Annotated in this window: 18 protein-coding genes; 9 read left to right on the top strand and 9 right to left on the bottom strand. The window is 71.3% G+C overall.

The window, feature by feature from the left end; genetic code table 11:
- Positions 1 to 58 precede the first annotated feature (58 nt).
- From ACFYQ6_RS14525 to ACFYQ6_RS14510, 4 genes are all read right to left on the bottom strand, one after another.
- Complete coding sequence (locus tag ACFYQ6_RS14525) at positions 59 to 838, bottom strand: SDR family NAD(P)-dependent oxidoreductase (RefSeq protein WP_086672556.1); 780 nt, start codon at positions 836 to 838, stop codon at positions 59 to 61.
- Between the two features lie 78 nt (positions 839 to 916).
- Positions 917 to 1699 carry an enoyl-CoA hydratase/isomerase family protein gene (locus ACFYQ6_RS14520; protein ID WP_069737881.1) on the bottom strand — a complete coding sequence of 261 codons (783 nt, stop codon included), beginning with the start codon at positions 1697 to 1699 and terminating at the stop codon, positions 917 to 919.
- Between the two features lie 11 nt (positions 1700 to 1710).
- Positions 1711 to 4026: a CoA transferase gene (locus ACFYQ6_RS14515; RefSeq protein WP_158100828.1), complete on the bottom strand. Its 2316-nt coding sequence runs from the start codon at positions 4024 to 4026 to the stop codon at positions 1711 to 1713.
- A gap of 111 nt (positions 4027 to 4137) precedes the next feature.
- Positions 4138 to 5001 (bottom strand): IclR family transcriptional regulator, encoded by an 864-nt coding sequence (locus tag ACFYQ6_RS14510; protein ID WP_176735259.1) that lies wholly within the window; start codon positions 4999 to 5001, stop codon positions 4138 to 4140.
- 452 nt (positions 5002 to 5453) lie between these two features.
- Between ACFYQ6_RS14510 and ACFYQ6_RS14505 the strand changes: the two genes are divergently transcribed.
- From ACFYQ6_RS14505 to ACFYQ6_RS14480, 6 genes are all read left to right on the top strand, one after another.
- Positions 5454 to 6440 (top strand): ABC transporter substrate-binding protein, encoded by a 987-nt coding sequence (locus ACFYQ6_RS14505; protein ID WP_069737884.1) that lies wholly within the window; start codon positions 5454 to 5456, stop codon positions 6438 to 6440.
- Positions 6441 to 6583: 143 nt separating this feature from the next.
- Positions 6584 to 7597, top strand: coding sequence for an ABC transporter substrate-binding protein (locus tag ACFYQ6_RS14500; protein ID WP_069737885.1), 1014 nt, complete (start codon positions 6584 to 6586; stop codon positions 7595 to 7597).
- On the top strand, positions 7594 to 8499 hold the full coding sequence (locus ACFYQ6_RS14495; RefSeq protein ID WP_079149589.1) for an ABC transporter ATP-binding protein: 906 nt from the start codon (positions 7594 to 7596) through the stop codon (positions 8497 to 8499). The genes ACFYQ6_RS14500 and ACFYQ6_RS14495 overlap by 4 nt, the downstream gene beginning before the upstream one ends.
- Positions 8496 to 9329 carry an ABC transporter permease gene (locus ACFYQ6_RS14490; RefSeq protein ID WP_388763135.1) on the top strand — a complete coding sequence of 278 codons (834 nt, stop codon included), beginning with the start codon at positions 8496 to 8498 and terminating at the stop codon, positions 9327 to 9329. The genes ACFYQ6_RS14495 and ACFYQ6_RS14490 overlap by 4 nt, the downstream gene beginning before the upstream one ends.
- A gap of 65 nt (positions 9330 to 9394) precedes the next feature.
- Complete coding sequence (locus ACFYQ6_RS14485; RefSeq protein ID WP_388763133.1) at positions 9395 to 10366, top strand: zinc-binding alcohol dehydrogenase family protein; 972 nt, start codon at positions 9395 to 9397, stop codon at positions 10364 to 10366.
- Entirely contained in the window at positions 10281 to 11087 is an 807-nt protein-coding gene (locus tag ACFYQ6_RS14480) for a helix-turn-helix domain-containing protein (RefSeq protein WP_388763132.1), read from the top strand. Before ACFYQ6_RS14485 ends, ACFYQ6_RS14480 begins: the two co-directional genes overlap by 86 nt.
- A 161-nt stretch (positions 11088 to 11248) precedes the next feature.
- Here ACFYQ6_RS14480 and ACFYQ6_RS14475 read toward each other — a convergent pair whose 3' ends face one another.
- From ACFYQ6_RS14475 to ACFYQ6_RS14455, 5 genes are all read right to left on the bottom strand, one after another.
- Complete coding sequence (locus tag ACFYQ6_RS14475; protein ID WP_388763130.1) at positions 11249 to 12784, bottom strand: carboxylesterase/lipase family protein; 1536 nt, start codon at positions 12782 to 12784, stop codon at positions 11249 to 11251.
- A 607-nt stretch (positions 12785 to 13391) separates the two neighbouring features.
- Positions 13392 to 14921, bottom strand: coding sequence for a UDP-N-acetylglucosamine 1-carboxyvinyltransferase (locus ACFYQ6_RS14470; protein ID WP_361576428.1), 1530 nt, complete (start codon positions 14919 to 14921; stop codon positions 13392 to 13394).
- Between the two features lie 150 nt (positions 14922 to 15071).
- Positions 15072 to 15272: a DUF4236 domain-containing protein gene (locus tag ACFYQ6_RS14465; RefSeq protein ID WP_145808341.1), complete on the bottom strand. Its 201-nt coding sequence runs from the start codon at positions 15270 to 15272 to the stop codon at positions 15072 to 15074.
- A gap of 237 nt (positions 15273 to 15509) precedes the next feature.
- Complete coding sequence (locus ACFYQ6_RS14460; RefSeq protein WP_388763128.1) at positions 15510 to 16175, bottom strand: GNAT family N-acetyltransferase; 666 nt, start codon at positions 16173 to 16175, stop codon at positions 15510 to 15512.
- Positions 16176 to 16305: 130 nt separating this feature from the next.
- Positions 16306 to 17934, bottom strand: a complete 1629-nt coding sequence (locus tag ACFYQ6_RS14455) for a PucR family transcriptional regulator ligand-binding domain-containing protein (protein WP_388763126.1) — start codon at positions 17932 to 17934, stop codon at positions 16306 to 16308.
- Positions 17935 to 18507: 573 nt separating this feature from the next.
- Between ACFYQ6_RS14455 and ACFYQ6_RS14450 the strand changes: the two genes are divergently transcribed.
- From ACFYQ6_RS14450 to ACFYQ6_RS14440, 3 genes are all read left to right on the top strand, one after another.
- A complete protein-coding gene (locus ACFYQ6_RS14450) occupies positions 18508 to 19968 on the top strand; it encodes a purine-cytosine permease family protein (RefSeq protein WP_388763124.1) in 1461 nt (486 codons plus the stop codon).
- Between the two features lie 143 nt (positions 19969 to 20111).
- Positions 20112 to 20618, top strand: a complete 507-nt coding sequence (locus ACFYQ6_RS14445; protein WP_388763122.1) for a nucleoside deaminase — start codon at positions 20112 to 20114, stop codon at positions 20616 to 20618.
- The gene (locus ACFYQ6_RS14440) at positions 20615 to 21958 is read left to right on the top strand and encodes an amidohydrolase (RefSeq protein WP_361576443.1); all 1344 of its coding nucleotides are present in this window, start codon (positions 20615 to 20617) and stop codon (positions 21956 to 21958) included. The genes ACFYQ6_RS14445 and ACFYQ6_RS14440 overlap by 4 nt, the downstream gene beginning before the upstream one ends.
- Positions 21959 to 22174 lie beyond the last annotated feature (216 nt).

Here is a 22174-nt window from a genome sequence, read left to right as displayed (position 1 = left end):
GCGCCGGGCGTGGGCCCAGCTCCTCGGTCCGCTCAGTGAACCCCTCCCGCTGGGCGGCTCACTGGGCGGTGTATCCGCCGTCCACGTGCACCACCGCACCGGTGGTGAAGGACGATCCGGCGGCGAGCAGGGGAAGCACCGCGTGCGCGATGTCCTCGGGCCTGCCCCACCGGCCCAGCGGCACCTTGGTGGTGAAGGCGGCCTGGGCGGCGGCATCGCTGGAGGTGTCGCCCTCGTTCATGGGCGTACGCACGGGGCCGGGGGCGACGCAGTTCACGGTGACGCCGGTTCCGGCGACCTCAAGGGCTACCGACCGGGTGAGCGCGGCGACCGCGCCCTTGGTGGCGGCGTATCCGCCACGCTCGGGGGCGCCCGTCGAACCGAGCACGGAGCCGATCGTGACGATGCGGCCATGACCGGTGTCGAGCATGCCGGGCAGGACCGCGCGGATCGCCAGCCACGTCCCCATGACGTTGGTGTCGAGAGCGGCTCGGAAGTCGTCGGGCGGCAGGGCGAGGACCGAGCCGCGGGCCAGGCGTCCGGCTGCCGTCACCAGGCCGGTGACCGGCCCCCAACGGTCCGTCGCCAGGCCCACGGCCTCGGCCAGCGCCTCCGGCTCCGTGGTGTCCGCGACGAGCGAGAGGTGCGTGTTCCCGTGAGTGCGCCCGAGCCGGTGCCCCGCCGTGCGGCACCGTTCCGCTGAACGCCCGGTGACCACGACGGGCCTCCCGGCGCGGGCTACGGCCTCGGCGACCGCGAGGCCGATCCCGCTGGTGCCGCCCGTGACGAGTACGGGCCCGGCCTGTGTGGCTTCCTCGATGTGGTGTGTGGAGGTCATCCGGCGAGCATGCGGACCGGCCGGGGGCGCGCCAACGCGGGTGGTCCGGCCACCGGACCGCCCGCGTCGGGCCTGTCGTCACCGCCCGGTGAACACAGGCGCCCGCTTGTCGAGGAATGCCTGAAGCCCCTCCGCCGCGTCGGCCGTGCCGGTCAGGTCGGCGACGCCTCTCTCCTCTCGTTCCAGTGCCTGTTCGACGGGTAGCCCGTATCCCTCGTCGACGACCCGTTTGAGCAGCCCGATGGCGGCCGTGGGTTGCGCGGCGAGCCGACGGGCCCGTTCGGCCACCATCGTGTCGAACTCGGCCTGCTCCACGACGAGATCGACGAGTCCGAGCTCCAGGGCGCGCTGCGGCGTCAGGCTCTCCCCCTCGATCATCAGCCGCTTCGCCATGTGCGGGCCGACCAGCCGGGGGAGGCGCTGACTGCCGCCGGCCCCGGGGAACAGGCCGAGCCGCATCTCCGGGAAGCCGAACGTGGCCTCCGACGACAGGACCCGCAGATCGCAGGCGAGTGCCAACTCGGCTCCTCCGCCGAGCGCGTGGCCGTTCATCGCCGCCACGACCGGCTTGGGCGCCTGCTCGATCACCCGCTGTACGTCGATCCAGCGGCGCATCTTCGCCTGGTTCGCCACCGAGAGGTCCCGCATCACGGCGATGTCGGCGCCCGCGATGAAGAACCGGCCCGTGCCGGTGATGACGACACAGCGCACTTCAGGCTCGGCGGCGAGCGGCCGCAGGAGGGTAAGGAACTCCTCGATCATGGCCGGGTTCACGGCGTTCGCCTTGGGCCGGTTCACGCGGATCGTAGCGACGGCGCCGTCACGCGTCACGTGCAGTACGGAGCGCTTCTCCTCAGACATCCTGGCCTCGCTCATTCGGTCACTCCCTCGGCGGCCAGCGCCACCAGCTGCTCGTCGTTCAGGCCCAGCAGTTCGCGCAGCACCTCGTGCGTGTGCTCGCCGAGGAGAGGCGCGGGACGGTCGAGCCCGCCGGGTGTCTCGGCAAGCCGCGCGACGATGCCCTCGTGCCGGACCGGCCCGGTCAGGGGGTGGTCCAGTGTGGGATAGAAGCCGCGGGCGGCCAGCTGTTCGTCGGCCTCGACAAGGTCCTGCCCGGTCGCCACGACTGCTGCCCCCACCCCCTCGGCCTGGAGCAGTTCGGCCAGCTCGTGACCGTCCTGCCGACTCGTCCACGCGGCGAGGGCCGCGTCGATCTCGTCCTCGTGCGTGCGCCTGACATCCACATCGCCTTCGGCGCAGGGGAGACCGGCGAGGTGCGCCAAGGTGCGCCACTGCGCTTCGTCCGTCACCGACACCGCCACCCATCGGTCGTCCCCGATCACCGGATACACGCCGTGCGGCACCGCATGGGGTGAACGGTTCGGGTGTGCAGGGGTCCGGGGATCGGGCGCGCCGGTGCCGAGGACGGGTTCCAGGGCCGCCGGGCCCATCGTCGCGGCCATCGCCTCCAGCTGTGACAGGTCCACGTGTCCGCCGGCGCCCCGGGCCAGCAGGTCGAGCGTGGCGAGCACCGCGGAATTGGCCGCGATCATGTCGCCGAGCCCGAACGTCAGGCCCTGTGGCGGGCCTCCCGGATCGCGGGTCTCACTGGACAGGCCCGACATCGCGGCGAGCGTGTCGGCGAACGTCACGGCGTTGCGCCAGGGCCCGGTCTGCCCGACTCCCGCCATCGACACCAGGATGACGTCCTCGTTCAGTGCGCGCAGCGAGGCGTAGTCCATGCCCCATCGGGCGAGCACGCCCGGGCTGAAGTTCTCCACGACGATGTCGCAGTGCGGGACCAGCTCGCGCAGCAGCCGGCGGCCCTCCTCGGTCCGCAGGTTCAGGGCGACGCCGCGCTTGTTGCGGTTGAAGTTGAGGAAGTAGCCACTGTCGTCGGGGTCGGAGCCCTGCCGTAGATGCATCGACGGCGCGAAGCGCGTGGGGTCCTGGCGGTGCCGCGACTCGATCTTGATGATGTCCGCACCGTGTTCTCCGAGCTGCTTGGTCACGTAGGGTCCGGCAAGCACCCAGGTGAGATCGAGGACCCTGACCCCTGCCAGAGCCTTAGACCGCGGCCCCCCGTCACGGCCGCGCGCCTTTCCCGGCCCCGACGTGGGCCATGGGGCTTCGCCCGCAGCGACCTGCCGGAGCGCGGACAGAGTAACCGGCCGGGGCAGCGCCGCCCACGGAAACCCGGCGTCCTCGACGCCGCCGTCCGGCAGCCCCGCACCGGTGATGGTGACGAGAGACGCGCGATCGCGCAGTTGCGGGTTGGCCGTAAGCCGCTCGGGCGGTGCCACCTCCGCCCATGGCAGGGCACGCTCCCTTGCCTCGGCGGCGAGCGCCGCCGCCGGGCGTCGCGCCGCGAACCGCTGCACGACAGCGTCCACGTGGGCGCGCTGCCGCCATCGGAACGCGGCGTCCTGCCAGTGCTCGTCGAGAAGGTCGTCCGCTTCTCCCCCCTCGGCCATCCATGCCAGCAGGCCTGTCCACATCCGGTCGCTGCCCGAGTAACCCCCGGCCACGTACCCGTCCGCGGCGTCGAAGATCCGGTGGGCGACGTGCTCGTACACCCCTCCGTTGCGTACGGGAAATCGTCCGGCGTGGATCCACGCGAGCGCGGCGGTCTCCAGCGTGGCGGCGGTGGCCTCCTGCACGGAGACGTCCACCAGCTGAGGGGTGCCCGACACCACGGCCAGCAGTGCCCCGATCGCCGCGTGCGCCCCGGCGGTCTGCAGTGCCTGCTCACGCGGTGGCGGCTTGGGCTGCCCGTCAGGGCGCCCTCCGAGCCAGGTCATGCCGCCGGCCGAGGCCAGGATCAGATCGTCACCGACCCAGTCGCGGCGCGGTCCGGTCAGCCCGAAGGGTGTCACTACCACGTGCACGGCGTGCGGCCAGCGGGAGGAGCCGTCCCGTCGCAGTCCGCGCAGCCGTGCCACGGGTCCGCTCTCCAGAACTATGTCGGCAGCCGCCGCAAGCGCGTCCAGTTCCGCCGCGTCGCGTACCGGCGTCCAGCGCTTGCCCGCGTGCCAGTGGGCACGGGCCGCCGGGCCGAGACCCGCGCCCGAATCGGTCCGCACGACGTGGGCTCCGAGCCCCACGAGCAGCCGGGCACCCTGGAAGGCGAGCTCATCGGTCAGATCGAGCACGCGCAGCGGCGTCGCATCCGGTTCCGTTACCACCACGGCTTCTCCTCCCATGTCCGCAGCCTTTGCGGCACCTCACGATCACCGTGGGAGGAGAAGCGGGCCACCACCTTGTTCCGCTGGCCGGACCGGGTCCGCTGCCGTGTGCCGTCAGCTCGCGACGGCCCGCACGGCGGCCGGCCGGCGTTTCGGTGTCCGCGCCGCGCGAGCGGGGTCGTACGACGTCTTCTGCGCGACACCGCGCCCGATGCTCTCCGCCGTGGCCTGCACCGCCGCGAGGTATCGGTCCACCGACACCTGCGCGACCGGCCCGGTGACCGAGAGTGCCGCGTACTGCGACCCGGGCAGCGCCACCGGTACGGCGAGACTGGCGTACCCGGCCCTGACTCCCCCGATCTCCAGCGCGTATCCCTGGCGTGCCGCCGTGGCCAGCCGCTGGGCCAGCACCCCGGGGTCCGTCACGGAGCGGGCGGCCAGCACCGGGAACCCGGCACGGGCGATGTCCGCGACCCGCTCCGGCCCGTCCGGGGCCAGGGCGAGCAGCAGCTGACCGGTGGCCGTGCAGGATGCGGGCAGCCTGCCGCCGACGTACGAGTGTGTGAGCACGTTGGCCTCACCGGCGATCTTCTCCAGGAAGAGCACATGGGTGCCGTCGAGGATCGCCAGGTGTACGGCCGTGCGGGTCCGGGTGAACAGGTCGGTCATCAGGGGGCGGGCCACGCTGCGCAGGACGGCGGACGCGGGTACGCGCTGTCCGAGATGGAAAAGCCTGATGCCGAGTTCATACGTGTCACCGTGCCGGTCGAGCAGCCCCCATTGCACCAGTTCCTGGGCGAGGCGGTACGCCGAAGCCTTGGGCACGCCGGACCGGCGGCTCAGCTCGCTCAGCCTCAGCCGGCCTGCCCCCGACTCGAACGCGGCGAGGAGCAGCTGAGCCTTGCCCAGGACGGAATTCGGAGGCAGGACGTCCTCGTCGTCGTACGACTCCATCAGCATCCCCTTAATTCGTCGCATGGCGGTACAGGCCATTTGACGTGCAGCAACGCCATGTTGCATAGAGGGGAAGATAACCATCGGGCAACGGACGTCGTGACGTTCTCCTTCCGGGGCCGGTCGGCGCCCTGGGCGCACCGCCCCGGGTCGTTCGGGATGTGCGCGAAGAGCAGCGACTCCAGTCCGACGAGCGCCATCCCACGGTCAGCAGCTCAACCGGCAGGAAGTGGTCGGTGGCGGCCACCAGCGCCGTCGCCACCACCGGCGCTCGTGGCTCAGCGGCGCCTGATGTACCTCCGAGGAGTAGGCATGAGTGCTCCTCGCCGCTCGCCTGCGACCGGTGGAGCGTACGAAGCGGCACATGCTGCCTCGCCCATGCGGTCCGCCAGGTGGGACACCGTGCTTTCCGTCGGCCTTCCGGGATGTCAGGTTTCCGCCACCTCGACATCACTTCGACCCGGAGGTCGTTTCCGATGTTCCGTCTCCACCGCACGACCGGGCGCTTGGCGGCCGCCGGGCTCCACTCGCTCGTACTCCTCCTCGCCACCGCCTGCGGCGCCGGTACCACCGATTCGGCGGGTTCCACGGGCGGCGGGAGCCCGACCGTACGAATCGCCCTCGGCGTCGACGCCTCGTACGCCCCGCTGTATCTCGCCGCCGAGCGTGGCATGTTCAAAAAGGCCGGCCTCGACGTACAACTGATGAAGGTGGAGGGCGGACCCGCCGCCGCCCAGGCGGTCACGGCCGGTTCCGCACAGATCTCCGCCAACGCCGACTCCACCGCACTGCCGCAGATGGTGAGCAACCCGCGTCTGCGTGCCTTGGGCGTCTTCCAGTCGTCGGGCCGCTACCTCAAGGTCGTTCTACGCGAAGGCATCACCGCACCGCGCCAGATCAAGACCATGGGCTCGATCCAGGGCCTCGGCTTGTACGCGACGCACGAGTACCTGCGGCACCACAGCATCGACCCCGACTCCGTGAAGATCCAGCAGAGCGCGCCGCAGGAGATCCCCACCATGCTCCAGCGTGGCGACATCGACGGCTATATCCTCTTCGACCCCTGGGTGAGCAAGGGCGTCGAGGCGGGGGGACACATCGCCGGCTCCATCGGCGACTTCGGCGTGACGTACAGGCAGTGGCTTCTCGCGGACGACAAGTGGCTGAAGGACAACCAGGTACTCGCCGGGAAGGTCTTCAAGGTGGTCGCCGAGGCCGACCGGCTGGTGGCGAAGGACCCGCACGCGGCAGCCCTGGCAGCGCACGAGCAGGCCCAGCTGCCGGTCGCGGGAACACAGAAGGCGCTCGGCGAGATCTCGTTCGAGTCCCGGGCTCTGACGACGGCCGATGTCGCGTCCTCGCGCCGGATCGTGGACTTCCTCCTGGAGCAGCACCTCGTCAGAAGCGCTCCTGAACTCGACACGGTACTTCTGCGCGGTTGGTACGACAGGTATGCCGGATGACCGGCTCAGACGAATCATTCCCCGGCCGGTCCGCTGAGCGGACCGCCGTGCATGCACCTGCCCTCCGACCGGCAGTAGCGTGCGCCAACTCCCCAGCCAGTAACCCGATGACCTGCCGAAAAGCGTCCCGATCCGAGGTGGCCATGAATACCGCGTCTCACCCGAACACCCGCCCGACAGGGCGCATCACCGGCTCCGCTCTCCTGACCGCCGCACTGTTCGCGGCAACCGCGTGCGGCGCGGGCACCACCGACGCGGGGGCCGGTTCGGGCTCCGGCGGGGCGGGTGAGCACCTTCGCATCGCGGTCGGTGTCGACGCCTCGTACGCGCCGTTCTTCGTCGCCGGTGCCGAGGGTCTGTGGGCCAAGCACGGGGTGGATGTCGACCTCGTACAGTTCGCCAAAGGCGGGGAAGGCGTCGACGCCCTCAATGCCGGACAGGTCCAGATGGCGGGGAACTCCGACGCCACCACCATCGGGCTGCTCGGACAGAACCCGGACCTGCGCTCACTCCTCGTGTACGAGGACTCCGGGCGTTACCTCAAAGTCGTTCTGGCGCCCGATGTGAAGTCACCGTCCGAGATTCGCAAGATGGCCGTGGTGCCGGGCCTGTCCGAACTGGCCGCCACGCGTTTCCTGGAATCGAAGGGCATCAAGCCGGGCTCGGTCGAATTCGTCACGGCCGACCCCGCCGAGATACCGGCCCTCACCAAGAAGGGCGATGTGGACGCTTACGTCCTGTGGGAGCCGTGGCCGGCCAAGGGAGCGGAACTGGGCTTGCGAATCCAGGAGACCACGGGCGACTACGGCCTCAGCTACCAGCACTGGCTGCTCTCGACCTCTTCCTGGCTCAAGGACCACAAGGACGTCGCCGCCAAGGTGGCCGCGGCCCTCGCGGAAGCGGCCCGGAAGACCGAGAGCGATCCACAGGCCGCCGCACAGGCCACCCAGGACGCCGCGAAGATACCCACCGCTCAGACCGTGAACGCGGTGAAGGAGATCGACTTCGCCGTCCGCGACTTCACGGCCGAGGACCTGAAGGGCTATGAGGACACCGCCCGCTTCTACTCGGACACCGGCAAACTCAAGGCCCGCCCCGACGTGACCCGCGCCGTCCAGCGAGGCTGGCTTTCCGACAACACAGAGGTGTCCCGATGACCGAGGCGACCAAGGGGATCGAGAAGGAGACGGCACCGGCAACCGACGTCGGAGCCACCACCGGGACCGGCCCGCGCAGTGAAGCGGCGGCCGGACGGGGCGCGGCCCTGCGCGTCGAAGGAGCGGGCATCTCCTTCGGTGACTTCCGGGCCGTCCAGGGGATCGACCTGGACATTCCAGCCGGCGAGTTCCTCTGCCTGCTCGGTCCGAGCGGCTGCGGCAAGTCGACGCTGCTGTCTTCCATGGCCGGCTTCGTCCAGCTCAGCGACGGGTCGCTCACCGCGAACGGCGTCCCCGTCAGCGGCCCCGACCCCGAACTCGGCATGGTCTTCCAGAGCAGCGAGGCCCTCTTCGACTGGATGACGGTGCACCAGAACGTCGCTTTCGGGCCTCGCATGCGCGGCCGCAGCCGCACCGAACAGAACCGGGTGGCCGACGAGTTCCTCGGACTGGTCGGCCTGCGCCACTGCGCGGACCGCTATCCCGGCCAGCTCAGCGGCGGTATGCGCCAGCGCGTCCAGATCGCACGAGTCCTCGCCAACGAACCGGGTGTCGTCCTCATGGACGAGCCCTTCGGCGCGCTCGACGCGCAGACCCGGCAGGTACTGCAACAGGAGACGGCTCGCATCTGGCGGGCGTCCGGCTGCACCGTCGTCTTCGTCACCCACGACATCGACGAGGCGATACTCCTCGCCGACCGGGTCGCGGTCATGACAGCGGGCCCAGCGGCCTCGATCAAGTCCCTGTACACGGTCGACCTGCCGCGTCCGCGTGACGAGTCCGGCCCCGCCGCCCGGCGCCTGCGCGACCGGTTGCGGGAAGACATCGGAGAAGAGGTCCGCAAGGCCATGCGCGATCAAGGACTCGACGACCGTTTCGACCGAGAGGCGAAGGGCGCATGACGATCACCACAACCGAGGCTTCGGCCCCGCCCCGCACACGCACCCGCGCGCGCCGTACCCCTGGGGTGAGTGGCGGACAGGGGCTGCGCACCCTCGGCCTGTACGGCTTCGCCGTCCTCGTCGGCCTGGGTGTCTGGCAACTCGTGGCCATGAAGTACGGCCCTTCCCTCGTCGCCTCCCCGAGGGAGACCCTGTCGGCGGCCAAGGAACTGGCGTCCGACGGCACTCTGGGCAATTCGGTCATCGCGTCCAGTCGCCGCATCCTTATCGGCTGGGGCCTCGGCGTCGTGGTGGGTGCCCCGGTCGGCCTGCTCGTCGGCCAGATCAGGATCGTCCGCCAGCTCCTGGAGCCGTACATCGAGTTCTTCCGCTTCATCCCGCCGGTCGCCTTCGTGACCCTGGCCGTGGTGTGGCTCGGCATCGGTGAGACGTCGAAGGTGGTACTGATCTTCTACACGGCCGTCTTCATCGTCACCCTGAACACCAGCGCGGGCGTGATGGCCGTCAACGAGTCCAAGCTGCGGGCGGCGGCCAGCCTCGGAGCGAGCCGCCGCCAGATTCTGCAGCGCGTCGTGCTGCCGTCCACCGTTCCCTACATCCTCACGGGCGCTCGCCTGGCCATGGGTAACAGCTTCCTGACGATCGTCTCCGCCGAGATCGTCGCCGCCCAGGTGGGCCTCGGTTCCCTGATCTGGACCTCTCGCAATTACGGCCGCATCGACTGGGTCTTCGTCGGCATCATCACCCTCGGAATCCTGGGTCTCGTCTACGACCGTGTGCTGCGCCTGGTCGCGATGCGTGTACTGCGCAAGTATGGCGTTAACGTGTAAAGGGGGAATGGTGATCAATGGGGGAGGCGCAGTGACCAACGGGGGAAGATCGGAGAACACAGCACGTGAGCACTTCCTCGACCACATCGCGCACGCTGGTCCTTGAGCAGTTCGGTACCCTGCCGCGGCTCGAGGAGCGGGCCGTGCCCGAGCTGCAGCCCGGGCACACCCTCGTCCGGGTGGCGGCGGCCACCGTGGCCCACCTGGACCTGAACATCCTCGACGGCCGGTTCGGCATCCTGCCCGAGTTGCCGTTCGTCCCCGGCACCCAGGGCAGCGGCTATGTAGTCGCGTCGGACACGCACCCCGTGGGCGCCCTGGTACGGCTGCGCGGTGAAGGGCTTGGGCTCAGCCGGGACGGCGCCTGGGGCGAGCACGCGCTCGTCCGCGACGCCGCCGTGGAGCCCATGCCCGAGGGCACTGACCCCGCCCTGGCCTGCATCTACTTCTCGCCGGTCGGCACCGCCTGGGCGACCGTCCACTCGATTGCCCGGGTACGGCCGGGGGAGCGGGTGCTGGTCACCGGCGCGTCCGGCGCGGTCGGCGCCATGGCCGTGCAGCTCGCGGCGCGCGCCGGCGCGGAGGTGATCGGCGCGGTCGGGCGTCCCGCGAAGCTGCCGCACGTACCCGGCGTCGCCAAGGCACTGCTCGCCTCGGACCTCTCCGAGGAAGCGATCGGCGGCAAGGCCGACGTACTGATCGACACGGTCGGCGGCTCGATCCTGCGCCACGCCCTCACCCTGGTCCGCCCGCGAGGCCGAGCCGCTCTCCTCGGCTACACGGCCGGCCGAGAGCTCACGCTGGACCTCGCGGACTTCTTCCTCGCCGACGTCTCGTTGCTGCCGGTGAACATGATCTCCCGCGGGGCGGAGGTCGCCCCCGACGTGTTGCGCCTGCTGCCCGATCTGTCGACGGGCGCGTTGTCGCTGCCCTACGAGAGCTACGCGATGGATGCCCTCGGTGAGGCGGTGGGGCGGCTGCGCACGGGTGCGGCGGTCGGGAAGATCGTGCTCCGGATGGGGAATGCCGGACACTGAATTCCCCCCGAGCGGGAGGGTTCGCGGCGAGCACGGGGCCCGGCCGGTGAAGTCCGGCCGGGCCTCGAGCGTTCGGCGCCGACTGGGTCCCCCGGTCCCGTGCTCATGGGCCCCCTCACGCACCCGGGTTTCAGTGGTCGTCGCAACACCCCAGATGAAGGGTGCGACGGACTTCGAGATCCGGAGGCACGGGAAGCCGCAGGGAAGGCAGGAGCCGACCCGCGAGCGGGCGGCATACTTCCAGCTCATGCGACAGGGCTGCAGCAGCAGGCAAGGCTGCCGGATCGTCGGTATCGACGTGCGGACCGGAAGGAAGTGGCGCAACGGCCGCCACGCTTACAGAGACAATGACAAGGCGGCGCCTTCGATCTATCAGGAGGCGCCGCCTTCGTTGAGTCCGTCGTCCCGCTGTCCGGGCGAGGCCGGCCGCATCCCCATCGCCGACCGGCTACGGGAGAAGGCCGGCGTCCGCGCCGATGCCCGCAGAGCTGGACCGCAGCCCTCCACTATCAGTCGCGAGATCCGCCGCAACCGGCACCCGCCCAGTGGCCGATGCCGGTCTTGCGCCGCCAGGCCCGCGCCGATGTCCGCAGACCTGGCCCCGAGCAGATCTGCCAGGATCGGCGGTCCCGGGTTTCAACGGCCGGAGATGCACGCGGCCCCCGAGACGACTACCAGGCCCTCCGACCTGTCCACCCCACCCACGAAGGTGCACAACTGACCGCCGTCCCCGCCGAACTCGACGGCCATCCAAGCAAAACGCTCGGCTGGGAAACCCAGCCGAGCGCCTGCCCTGAATTGCTCGCGGCCTGATCAGCACGGCCACGTGTTGCGACGATCCCCAAGTACCGCCCGCGAGACGGGCCCGTGGCGCCGCCGGTCTCAGGACTGGGAAACACCGGCCTGCGCAGCAAGTTGGTCCGGGTTGACGGGAAGCCAGTCGTAGCCGAGGGTATTCCAGAAGGCGCACTGGCGACGCGCCTCGAAGACATCGGTCTTCAGTGCCCGGCTGGCGCCACCCGGCAGCAGGGACATGTACTTCCCGGCCCGCAACGAAGGCCAGGCGGCGAGTCCCGGAGCTGCGGGATTCCCGTGCTTCACGAACGAGCCCCAGTAGCGCACCATCTCCCTCGACAGCTGCTGCTGCCCGGGAGACAGCAGCTTCGAGGCCGCCGAGGGCAGCAGGTACGGCATCTCGCTGGCATGCGAGGCCCCGGGGTCGAAGCCCGGCGGCAGGGTGCCGAGGACGGGCGGGTGCGGGTCGTCGAACTCGTAGAAGTACGTGCGTGGTTGCAGACCGGCGAACTGACCCGCGAGATGCTGGTACTGGCAGCCGCCGAGCCCGTAGAAGACGCTGCTGTCGCCCCAGAGCGCGGCGAAGGCGTAAGTCCCGGTGTACGCGTCACCGTAGGCGTCGAACGGGTAGTGCGCGAGTACGGCGGGGGCCTTGGCCCCGAACTCGATGCGGACCGCCTGCTCGTACTGTGCCTTCGTGGCGTGCGCGAACGGCAGCGCCCATGGGCGCACTTCGTCACGCGTGCTTCCGATGAGAAGGGGGACGTTCGCGGCTCTGCCGGTGCGCACGGCCTCGCTCGGCGGGAGGGGAAGTTCGGGCCCTCCGGACACGGGCAGCGGTCCGCTCAGGACGCCGCCCACGAAACCACCGCTGGTGGCCAGCAGTTCTCCGGCCGGCTTGGCCCGCAGGCAGGAGAGGGGGGCCGGGGAGGCGGAGCAGCCGGCTGCCGCAGCGTACTTGTTGCCGCGGGCGACTGCCTGGGCGGCGGTGTGGCTGGGGCAGCCGCCGCTCTGGATGATCGCTCCCGAGAAGAGACCGCGGGCCGGCGGCGAGGCGAGGAGTGCGCAGACGGAGTGGCCGCCGGCGGATTCACCAGCGATGGTCACGCGGCTCGCGTCCCCGCCGAAGGCGCCGATATTGCGCTGCGTCCACCGCAGGGCGGCCTCCTGGTCGAGCAGACCGTAGTTGCCCGCGCCCTGCCTGCTCAGCCCGGGCAGGTCGAGGAATCCGAACACGCCGAGGCGGTAGTTGATCGTGACAACCACGACGTCGTTGGCCTCGGCGATCTGCGAGCCGTCCTCGGAGTTGCCCGAACCGAAGGAGAAGCCGCCGCCGTGGATCCAGAACATGACCGGCAGTGGCCGCGCTGTCCGGTGGGCCGGGGTGTACACGTTCAGGTACAGGCAGTCCTCACTCATCCCCGGACCGCCGTCACCGCCGAACTGCAGGCAGCGGGGGCCGCTGGTCATCGCAGGCCGGGTGCCTGTCCAGGAGGAGGCGGGAGCGGGAGGCTGCCAGCGTCCGGGGCCGACCGGTGGCGCGGCGTACGGGATACCGAGGAAGCGGTCGACTTCCTCGGCCGACGTCCCTGCCACCGCTCCCCTGTCGGTGGAGATGGTCAAGGAGTGTGGGAGGGCTGACGCGGGGACAGCCGCTATGAACGTCAGCAGGGCGAACAGGCTTGTCAAGCCGGCCAGCCCTCTTCGAACAGTAGCGCGCACGGAGTCTCCTGAGATGCTGGAGCAATGGGGCAGCCATGATGGGGCTCGTGCAGCAGGTGGACGACGTTCCCGTTCCGTTCAACGGACCCTCGGCGGTCGCCGCCGGTGCTTCTGCTGTCGGAAGTCGCGGGGCGACCTGGGCGGCGCGGCCAGAAGGACGGGATCGGGGCTCCGCGGCTCGGGCGCCGACGGGGAGCGAGCGCTACCTCAGGACCCGGGCCGCTGGAGCGCATCTCCACGTCGACCCTTTCCCGGCGCCGTCCGGCCATGACGCTCCGGGCCCCGAGGTGTCACACCCCGATCGGAAAGAATGCCCTGACCAGCGGTTCCTACTGGCCCACTCCCCGCGACGTCTTTTCGATGACTCATCACGTGAAGATCGCGGTGCACGGAAGTCGTCGCTCCTGGTTCAAAGTCCCAGAAAAGTCCCAGGGACTCCGCCACACCCCGCCTCAACTTGCATTTGTGCAGGTCAGAAGGGGTGTGACGGGGCCATTTTTGCGGGCTTTCAGATGTCCCGGAAGATCTCGATCTGCGCCCCCACCGAGTTCAGCCGCTCCGCCAGCTCCTCGTACCCCCGGTTGATCACGTACACGTTGCGCAGGACCGACGTCCCCTCCGCCGCCATCATCGCCAGCAGCACCACCACCGCCGGGCGCAGGGCGGGCGGGCACATCATCTCGGCCGCACGCCAGCGGGTCGGGCCCTCGACCAGGACGCGGTGCGGGTCCAGGAGCTGGAGCCGGCCGCCCAGGCGGTTGAGGTCGGTGAGATAGATCGCGCGGTTGTCGTAGACCCAGTCGTGGATCAGGGTCTGGCCGTGCGCGGAGGCCGCGATGGCCGCGAAGAACGGCACGTTGTCGATGTTCAGCCCCGGGAAGGGCATCGGGTGGATCTTGTCGATGGGCGCCTCCAGCTTGGAGGGACGGACCGTCAGGTCCACCAGCCGGGTGCGGCCGTTGTCCGCGGCGTACTCCGCCGTGCGGTCGCAGTCGACGCCCATCTCCTCCAGGACCGCGAGCTCGATCTCCAGGAACTCGATCGGGACCCGGCGGATCGTCAGCTCCGACTCCGTCACCACGGCGGCGGCCAGCAGGCTCATCGCCTCGACCGGGTCCTCGCTGGGGGAGTAGTCGACGTCCACGTCGATCTCCGGCACGCCGTGCACCGTGAGCGTCGTCGTGCCCACGCCGTCGACGCGAACGCCGAGCGCCTCCAGGAAGAAGCACAGGTCCTGGACCATGTAGTTGGAGGAGGCGTTACGGATGACGGTCGTGCCGTCGTGCCGGGCGGCGGCCAGCAGGGCGTTCTCGGTCACCGTGTCGCCGCGCTCGGTCAGCACGATGGGGCGGCCCGGGCGGACCTGGCGGTCGACCTGCGCGTGGTAGAGCCCGTCGGTGGCGGCGATCTCCAGGCCGAAGCGGCGCAGCGCGATCATGTGCGGCTCGATGGTGCGCGTACCGAGGTCGCAGCCGCCGGCGTACGGCAGGGTGAAGCGGTCCGTGCGGTGGAGCAGCGGGCCGAGGAACATGATGATCGAGCGGGTCCGGCGCGCGGCGTCCGCGTCGATGGCCTCCAGCTCCAGCTCGGCGGGCGGCAGGATCTCGAGGTCCACGCCGTCGTTGATCCAGCGGGTACGCACGCCGATGGAGTTGAGGACCTCCAGGAGACGGAAGACCTCCTCGATGCGCGCCACCCGGCGCAGCACGGTGCGGCCCTTGTTGAGCAGCGAGCCGCAGAGCAGTGCGACGCAGGCGTTCTTGCTCGTCTTGACGTCGATGGAGCCGGAGAGCCGGCGTCCGCCGACGACCCGCAGGTGCATGGGGCCGGAGTAGCCGAGAGACACGATCTCGCTGTCGAGGGCTTCACCGATGCGGGCGATCATCTCAAGGCTGATGTTCTGGTTGCCGCGCTCGATACGGTTGACGGCGCTCTGACTCGTGGCGAGCGCCTCGGCGAGCTGACTCTGTGTCCAGCCACGGTGCTGACGGGCGTCACGGATGAGCTTGCCGATACGTGCGAGGTAGTCGTCTTCCATGCCTGCACGCTATCTCAGATATGAGATGAAGATCGTGCCGGGGGTGTGCGAGTCGGGTAACAGCGCTGTGCCGGACCGCGGGTGGAGGCCTGATTCGAGGATCAGGCGCACCCGGCGGCCCGGCGTGTGGTGTTCCGCCGATCGGGTGAGTCAGCTGCGGCGGCTGCGCTTGGTCGTCTTGCGCCAGCCGAAGGGGCCGGGCAGGTCCATCGACGTGGTGCGTCGGCCGGTGCTGCTGTGGGTCCGCTTCGGGCCGTGCCGTCCACCCGTCGTGACGGACCACGAGCGTTTGTTGATGTTCAGCCGGACGCCCGGGAGAATCTGAAAGCTCTTGCGGAATGTGAGCGGCATCTGTGCCTCCTCTGTCTGAGGTACGGGTATCCCGAAGCAGCGGGGTCATGCGCGGGAATTCGTGCTACTCCGAAGCGGCGCGGCGTGCGCCGGAATCCGCGTATCCCGAAGTGGCGGAGGGCATGCGTGGGGACGCCTGCGAACGCGCTCGCCGTTACGCAGCCCGGGAACGTGTACGGACGCGTTCGCCGGAACGCACCGGTAAGCGCCGGTACTCCGCATCCTTCTGACGGTGCGTCAGCCAGCCGGGTCCGGTCCCCGCAGCGCGTTGGCCAGTGGCGCCGCCACCTGCCATCCTGTCGACTCGTACAGGGCGCGGCCCTCCGGCGTGGATGCCAGGAGGCCCGTCGTGGCGCCCCGCGTGGCGGCAGCTTCGGCGAGGGTGTGCATGATCACCCGGCCGAGCCCGCGGCGCCGGTGTGCGGGATGGGTCTCCACCTTGTCGACGACGGCGCCGGTGCTGGTGACCGCCGTCTGGCCGCGTGCGGCGGCGGTTCCGTCGGATGCGTGCACCCGCACGTGGACGACGCCGGAGTCGGTCCACGTGCGGAGCCGGTAGCCGCCGGGAAGGGGAGGCGGGGTGTGGGCGCGCGGGCCGCGCAGCGTCGTGGACATCAGGAAGCCGGGCGGGTCCGGGAGGGACCAGCCGGGTGCCGTCCAGGACGCCAGGGACTTGGCCGGTACGAAGGCCTTCACCCGGACGCCGGGCCCGGTGGTGCTTCCGGTGAGCTCGCGCACGGTCGCCTCGTCGGCGGTGGGCAGGACGTGGCTCGTGGTGTGCCCGGGGTGGCCGAGGTGCACGGTGTAGCCCCACGGCCGCCGCACCGGCTCGGCTGCGCCGCGTGAGAGCGCCCAGCCGTGGACCCATGCGTGTACGGCCTCGGAGGTGCTGGTGAAGTGCACGGTGCCTTCTCTGGCGGGCGGGTGGTCGGCATCGAAATGTACCGGTCGTGCCACGTGCGCCGCCGCTGCCGGGTCGGAGCGGCACCCGGGACGGGCCTCCGGGCCGTCGCCCCCTGCGCCCTGGGGTGGCCTACCTGATTCCGAGCGCCAGGCAGAAGTCCACCCGGTCGTGCAGGGTGGCCAGGCTGTGACCCGTGAGCTGTTCGACGCGCTGGAGGCGGTAGCGCAGTGTGTTGACGTGGACGTGGAGCTGCTGTGCACACCGCTGCCAGGAGCCGGACGCGTCGAGGAACGCGCTGAGGGTGCCCACGAGGTCGCTGTGGTGCTCGGCGTCGTACCGCTCCAGCACGCCGATCAGCCGCTCCCGGTACATGAGGCGGACCTCGTCGGGGACAGCGGCCAGCAGCATCAGGTGCGAGGAGAGCGCCTCGGTGCCCGCGACCCGCACGGGGCCTGTGCCGAGCCGGGCGACGCGCTGGGCGTGCCGGGCCTCCTCCAGCGCACGGCGCAGCCCGTCCTGCCCCGTCGAGGGCCCCGATACGCCGATCGCCGCCCAGCCGTGCGCGAGAAAGGGGCCGAGCCTGCGGGCGGCCTCAGCGAGCAGGCCGGAGAGTGCGTCGTCCCGGCCACCGCTGCCGGAGGCCGGGACGAACATCAGGTGGCCCTCCGCCGCCGCGAACGGAGCCGAGCAACCGGGCACCTGCTCGTGCACGTCGTCCAGGATCACCGCGGCGAGCTCCGTGCCGTACGGACGGCCGGTCGTGGTGACGTACGCGACGGCCGGCCGCGCCTCCAGGTCGAGCCCGAGGCTGCGCAGGCGACCCGCGGCGGGTTCGGTGCGGCCCTCGCGCAGGAGGTCCACGGACTCCCGCAGCAACCGTTCCTCGATGCGCCGGCGCTCCTGCCGGGCGACCCCGTCCAGGGCGAGCAGCGCGCACACCTCCGCGGCGGCGTCCGCGATCCCGGGCGCCCAGTCCCGGTGGTCCCCGGCCGCGGCCAGGTAGCCCGCGGGCGGGCGGTGGGCGACGGGGGACTGCACGGGCAGGAAGGTGAGGTGCCCGCCGCCCGGCAGTGGCTGTACGGAGGGGAAGGCGCCGGCGGCGAAGGCCGCCCGCAGGCACCGCCGGAGATGATGGGGTGACACGTCCGGCACGGCACCCGCGGTGGGCCGCCCCGTGGCCGAGAGCACCGCGCAGTGCACGCCGGTGGACCGGGCCAGCACCTCGACCAGGCCTTCCGCGCCGGCTCCGGACGCCATGCTGGCCACCAGCCCGCGATGGAGTCCGGCGCCGGGGGAGCGGCCGACGGGGCCGGCGAGCACGGCGAGCACGGTCTCGGTGAGCGCGGCGTACGACACGTCGTCACCGACCGCCAGCAACGGCAGCCCCTGCCGCTCGCAGGCGTCGGTGAGCGCGCCGGGCAGCTCGCCGACGGCCGCCGATCCGGCCACCAGGGCCGCGGCCCCCGCCGATGCGAGCGCCGCGACGAACACGTCGGCGTCCCGGGGATCCCGGTACCAGGTGGTGGAGGTGAGGACCAGCTCCCCGCCGTCCAGGTAGCGGCCGGGGTCGGGCAGATCGGTGGTGTAGACGCCGGTGACCCGGCGGTCCCGTCCGGCAGGGAGCAGCGGGGTGAGGCCGAGGCCGGGTATCCCGAGGAGTTCGGACAGCAGCACCTGGTTCCTGCCTGACGGGAGAGGCGCGGCGGGAACGGCCAGGCCTCCCGTGGGTGTGTTACGGGCGTGCACACCGCTGGGCACGGGGTTTGGAGAATAGTACGGGGTCACCCTCCCGCCCCGGCCCTTCGTCTGGAGGGCCGTACCGGTCCGCCCGCCGTTCGCCGGGGGTTCACTGAGGGACATCGCAGGACCCGGCAGCGACCCTTCGCCGCCCGGTCCGTGCGCCCTCGCGGGACACCGGAGTCCGCGCGCCGCAGCCGAGCCCACCCACGTCCCCGCAGGACCGCAGCAGCACCGCACCACCTGCGTTTTCGCAGGGCCGCAGCAGCACCGCACCACCCGCGTCCCCGCAGGACCGCACCACCTGCGTCCCCGCGGGGCCGCAGCAGTACTGCACGACCCGCGTTCCCGCGGGGCCGCACGACCCGTGTCCCGCAGGGGCCGCAGCAGCACCGCACCACCTGCGTCCTCGCAGGGCCGCAGCAGCACTGCACCACCCGCGTACCCGCAGGACCGCACCCCTCGCGTCCCCGCAGGACCACAGCAGCACCGCACCACCCGCCCTGAGCCGCATGTCCCCGCGGCCTCGACGCCGCTTCCGACCCGGTCGGTCCCGGCGTCCGGCCGCACTCCCGTCGCCCCTGAGGAGATCCCGTGCGCGCCGAACCGCTGCCCACCAGCCCACCCTCCGTCACCCCGCCCCCCACCGACGGCCGTGCGCCCGCGCGGGACCGGGGGCCGGGGGCGCCCCTGCTCGGCGTCGAGCGGGCCGGTGCCGAACCCGTGCCGGTGGACCGCCGGCATGGCCGGCCCCGGTCGCTGTTCACCCTGTGGTTCGGCGCGAACGTGCAGTTCGCGACGCTCAGCGTGGGCGCCCTCTCCACCTCCGTGTTCGGCCTCGACCTGCTGCCCGCGGTCTTCGCGATCGCTCTGGGGACCGTGCTCAGCGCGGTGATGGTGGGCCTCTTCTCCACCCGCGGCCCGCTCACCGGCGTGCTGCAGCTCATCCAGACAAGAGGGCCGTTCGGGTGGCTCGGCGCGCTGCCGTCGGCCGCGTTCACCGTCGTCAACGGTGTCGGCTGGTGCGTCGCCGACACCCTGCTCGGGATGTTCATTCTCCGTGACCTGACCGGCCTGGGGTTCGCTCCCGCGCTGCTGCTCATGGCGGCGGCGCAACTGACCGTGGCGGTCCTCGGCTACCGGATGATCCACGCCGTCGAGCGCGGTCTCGCGCTCGCGCTGGTGGTCGTCTTCGCCGTGGTGTCGGTCTACGGATTCGGCGCGGCCCACGCGACCGCGCCGACCGACCCCTCCGGCGGCCCCACCGCCGCGTTCCTGCTGGTCACCGCGGTCACCGCGGCGCGGGGTCTGGGCTGGTCGGCATACGCCTCCGACTACAGCCGCTACCTTCCGGCCACCGTGCGCCCCCGCCGGGTGTTCCTCGCGGCGGGCGGCGGGAGCGCGCTCGCCGGGGTGTGGATCGGTTCGCTGGGCGCGGCGATCGGCACCGTGGCCGCCGTCGACAACCCCAGCACCATGGTCAGCGGCCTGCTCCCGCACGTCCTCGGCACGATCGTCCTGGGCGCACTGCTCCTCTCCACCCTCGCGTCCACCGTCATCGACCTGTACTCGGGTGCGATGGCCGCGCTCGCGGCGGGATTCGCCCTTCCCCGCTGGGTGTCCGTCCTGGCCGTCGGCGGCCTGGGCACCGTCCTGTCGTGGTACGCCGGGCACGGCGACTTCGCGGCGCAGCTTCAGGACTTCCTGCTGATGACCGGCTACTGGCTGGCGCCCTGGGGTGCGGTGCTCATCACGGCGTACTGGTGGCGGGAACGCGGTCTGCACGACACGGCCCGGCTGTACGACTCCCGGCACCGGTTCGGCTGGGGGCTGCCGTCGGTACTGATCGCCCTGCTCGCCGAGATCCCGTTCATGAACCAGTCCCTGTACACGGGACCGCTGGCCGCCGCCCACCCGGCCGTGGGGCCCTTCGGGCTGCTCGTGGGATTCGTCGTCTCGGCCGTCGCGTACGCCGGGCTGACCGCCTGGCGCCCCACCCCGCCCGGCGGCCTCCCCGCCCCCGCCGCACCCGCCGAGGCCCTGCCCACCACCTGACCCGTATCCGCCCTCTCCGCCCCGATCCGCCCGCCGCCCCGCCAACCCCGTACCGCCCGCCGACCCCGTACCGCCCGCTCCGGCGCCCGCGCGCCCGTCCGCTCCGCGCGCCCGTACCGAACCCCACGAACCGAGGAGATCCCTTGAACCCCGCGGCCCCCGCCCCCCTGACCCCCGACGAGGAGGCGTTCCTCATCGCCGCCATCGACCTCGCCGCCCGTTCGCGTGAGGACGGCAACCACCCCTTCGGATCCCTGCTGGTCCTGGACGGAACCGCCGTCCTGGAGGCCGGCAACACCGTCACCACCGGCCGGGACGCCACCGGCCACGCGGAGACCAACCTGGTCCGGCTGGCGACGGGCGCGTACACGCGCGCCGAACTCGCCCGCGCCACCCTGTACACCAGCACCGAGCCCTGTGCGATGTGCTCCGGCGCCGTCTACTGGAGCGGGATCGGACGCGTCGTCTACGCCCTCGGTGAGGACGAACTCCTCGCCCTCACCGGCGCCGACGAGGAGAACCCCACCATGGCGCTGCCCTGCCGCACCGTCTTCGCCTCCGGTCAGCGGCCCGTGGAGGTCTCCGGACCGCACCTGCACGACCGGGCCGCGGCGGTCCACGCCGGCTTCTGGACGGGGGCCGGAGCATGACCGCCCGTCACCCCCGCACGCTGATCCGCAACGGCATCGTCCTGCCCTGCGAAGGGCGCAGGGCGGTCCTCGACCCGGGATCGGTCCTGATCGAGGACGGCAGGATCACCGCCGTGGGCCCGGTCGCGGACCTGGACGCGGCGGCCGCCGACGCCGTCGTCGTGGACGCCACCGGGCACGCGGTCATCCCCGGACTGCACAACACCCACCTGCACTCCGGACTACTGCGTGGCACCGCCGAGTCCAAGTCGCTGTGGGACTGGCTGCGCGACTACGTCGACCCCGCGCACAAGGCCCTCACCCCCGAGATCGCCGAGGCCGCGTCCCTCCTCTGCTACACCGAGTCGCTGCGCGCGGGGACCACCTCGGTCATGGACATGTGGCGCCACATGGAGGGTTCCGCGCGGGCCGCCGAACAAGTCGGCATCCGTGCCACCCTCGTCCCCTATGTGGCGGACCTGCCCGGTTACGACTACTTCGAGACGCTCGACACCAACCGCCGACTGCTGGAGGAGTACCGCACGCACGCCGGGGGCCGGGTCCGGTCCTGGGTGGGTCTTGAGCACCTCTTCTACTGTTCGGAGGAGGCGTTCAAGGCAGCTGCGGCTCTGGCCGACGAATTCGACACGGGCCTGCACACCCACTCCTCGGAGACGACCTGGGAGGTGGAGGAGTCCCTGCGGCTGACGGGCCGCCGGCCGATCGAGGAGTTCCACCACCGGGGCATCCTCGGCCCCCGCACGGTCGTCGCGCACTGCGTCTGGCTCGACGACCACGAACTCGACCTCCTCGCCGGCACCGGGACGGCGGTCGCGCACTGCCCCTGCTCCAACATGAAGCTCTCCTCCGGTCCCGCCCGCATCAGGGACATGCGCAGCCGCGGCATCACGGTGGGGCTCGGCAGCGACGGCGAGAAGGAGAACAACAACCTGGACCTGCTGGAGGAGATGAAGTTCGCGTCCCTCCTGCAGAAGCTGACGACCCTGGACCCCACGACCGGCGACCCGTGGGACGTCCTCGCCATGGCCACGCTCGACGGTGCCCGGGCCCTCGGCCTGGACGGGGAGACCGGCTCGCTCGAAGCGGGGAAGAAGGCCGACGTCGTGACTGTCGACCTGCGTGCCCTGCACACCACCCCGCTGCTGCACGGACCCGACTTCAACGCCGCCGCCCACCTGGTCTTCTCGGCCGGTGCGGCGGACGTGGCCGACGTATGGGTGGACGGCCACCGGCTGGTGGAGGGCGGCCGGGTCCGCAGCGTCGACCCGATGACCGTCCGCGACCGGGCCCAGAGCGCCGCCGAGGACCTCTTCCGCAGGAGGGCGGCGCTCACCGCGTGACCCCGGAGGCGTGACGGCCGTGCTCCGGCCGGTGCGATCACCGTACGAGCGGGTAGGCGGCCCGGGTAGGCCGCCTACCCGCGTCGGTGCGGCGCAGGACACGGGTGCCCGGGCATGACCGCGCGGCGGCGATGTACTAGAGTTATCTCGACATCGAGATATCTGCCGAGGCGCACCGCAGCCGCCGCACGGTAAGGGTTACCTAACTAACCCTTA

Origin of the sequence: Streptomyces sp. NPDC005494, assembly GCF_042872025.1 — a bacterium.
Lineage (GTDB): Bacteria > Actinomycetota > Actinomycetes > Streptomycetales > Streptomycetaceae > Streptomyces.
Note: the sequence above shows the minus strand (reverse complement) of the source record. Positions and strands in the feature narration are given on the sequence as shown.

Coding starts and splice junctions, on each gene's coding strand:
- ACFYQ6_RS14525 (WP_086672556.1), bottom strand. CDS start 838: ATGACCTCCACACACCACATCGAGGAAGCCACACAGGCCGGGCCCGTA.
- ACFYQ6_RS14520 (WP_069737881.1), bottom strand. CDS start 1,699: ATGTCTGAGGAGAAGCGCTCCGTACTGCACGTGACGCGTGACGGCGCC.
- ACFYQ6_RS14510 (WP_176735259.1), bottom strand. CDS start 5,001: ATGCGACGAATTAAGGGGATGCTGATGGAGTCGTACGACGACGAGGAC.
- ACFYQ6_RS14505 (WP_069737884.1), top strand. CDS start 5,454: ATGTTCCGTCTCCACCGCACGACCGGGCGCTTGGCGGCCGCCGGGCTC.
- ACFYQ6_RS14500 (WP_069737885.1), top strand. CDS start 6,584: ATGAATACCGCGTCTCACCCGAACACCCGCCCGACAGGGCGCATCACC.
- ACFYQ6_RS14495 (WP_079149589.1), top strand. CDS start 7,594: ATGACCGAGGCGACCAAGGGGATCGAGAAGGAGACGGCACCGGCAACC.
- ACFYQ6_RS14490 (WP_388763135.1), top strand. CDS start 8,496: ATGACGATCACCACAACCGAGGCTTCGGCCCCGCCCCGCACACGCACC.
- ACFYQ6_RS14480 (WP_388763132.1), top strand. CDS start 10,281: ATGCCCTCGGTGAGGCGGTGGGGCGGCTGCGCACGGGTGCGGCGGTCG.
- ACFYQ6_RS14470 (WP_361576428.1), bottom strand. CDS start 14,921: ATGGAAGACGACTACCTCGCACGTATCGGCAAGCTCATCCGTGACGCC.
- ACFYQ6_RS14465 (WP_145808341.1), bottom strand. CDS start 15,272: ATGCCGCTCACATTCCGCAAGAGCTTTCAGATTCTCCCGGGCGTCCGG.
- ACFYQ6_RS14440 (WP_361576443.1), top strand. CDS start 20,615: ATGACCGCCCGTCACCCCCGCACGCTGATCCGCAACGGCATCGTCCTG.